Source organism: Kistimonas scapharcae, assembly GCF_039540975.1.
GTDB lineage: Bacteria > Pseudomonadota > Gammaproteobacteria > Pseudomonadales > Endozoicomonadaceae > Kistimonas > Kistimonas scapharcae.
Window position 1 is genome coordinate 1 of sequence record NZ_BAABFL010000236.1, and the last position, 1,262, is coordinate 1,262.

1 protein-coding gene is annotated in these 1,262 nt (G+C 45.7%); it reads left to right on the forward strand.

The window, feature by feature from the left end:
* The first annotated feature begins 237 nt into the window (after positions 1-237).
* Positions 238-1,197, forward strand: a complete 960-nt coding sequence (locus tag ABD892_RS10630; RefSeq protein WP_345195600.1) for a hypothetical protein — start codon at positions 238-240, stop codon at positions 1,195-1,197.
* Positions 1,198-1,262 lie beyond the last annotated feature (65 nt).

Here is a 1,262-nt window from a genome sequence, read left to right on the forward strand (position 1 = left end):
ACGCCATGGGAATACCTGGCTAAATCCGAGCTGTCGGAAAACTCTAATTTAGGGTGCCACTAAAAAAGGGATGTTTACATTTCAAGTACACAGGCATCTGAAAACCAGGTGAAACCGGTAGCCCTCCGTGGAGATAATGCTGCATGTGAAACAGATTGTGGACAGAAACTATCGGGTGGCAAAAATGTCACTACACAGGACACAGTGAGCGCTATAGTGTCGCCAGCTTTGTGTTCAGTGAGTGAAAACTTTCCCGTTTTGGATTTTGATTCAATACTGGATCTGGATATTGAAGTATCTGACTGCCTGGCGCCTTTTTCTGCTAATGGACATGAAGCAGAGCCGCAAGAGGTTGATTCTCATGGTGATCTTTCAACACCTGCTTTTCGATGTGAAACACCTGTGAGGGCTGCTAGCCCAAAATTAACGGAAATGTCTGCGACAGTGTTTCATAACCAAACTGGATTTGATCAAGAGTGTCGATCTGGAGAATCGACACAGGTAGCCGTTTCTTATGAAAAGAAGAATGAAAATAGCTATCCATGTCGGTTGTGTTCCCAGGCCTTTTATTTCAGGAACGCACTGCTTAGACATCTTTCTACAGACCACAAGGTTGAGTCTACTGCTGAATTGAAGCTCCGTGGAAAGCGTATGGCTGATATTCCTGCCACTGAGATGAGGGAGGGTAAGAGAGTGGAAGCCGACGATCCTAATAATAATGTTGTGGGCGTTAATGCTAGTGGCATTTCCCTGTCGGATAGTGGCGTAATCGCTTCTACAGAAAGCAACAAATCGTTGATGAAATCCCTATCGGCTTCTGATCCGGAAGATTGCAACGGTCATACCGTGAAAAAGCATGGAGTATCACTATCACCTGTCATGCAAGCTGGCGATAAGTCGCGTGAACAAGATGATGGATATTCTTCACAAATGGCGTCAAACAATAGCGCTTTACCTTTCACTATTCATCACTCAGAAACGGGAGGCCTTGATTTGGCATGCCCTGGTGCGGGGATAGGGGAAAGAATACACACAAAAGTAACAAGATCAGGGTCACAAGACTCCGGGATTTATAGCTTGGATGAGGGCGATGCTCTAAATGCTGAGAGTTCTCATAGGAGGGGAGATCAGGCTGTGAGTTTAGCCTCTTCACCATGCCCGGATTTAATATCGAACCGGTTTACTAGGGGCTGTTGACGTTTCATTGAAAGCCTTGAACCAAGCCTGAAAATCCGCAGTATGTTGCTACCGCTCATGCTTTC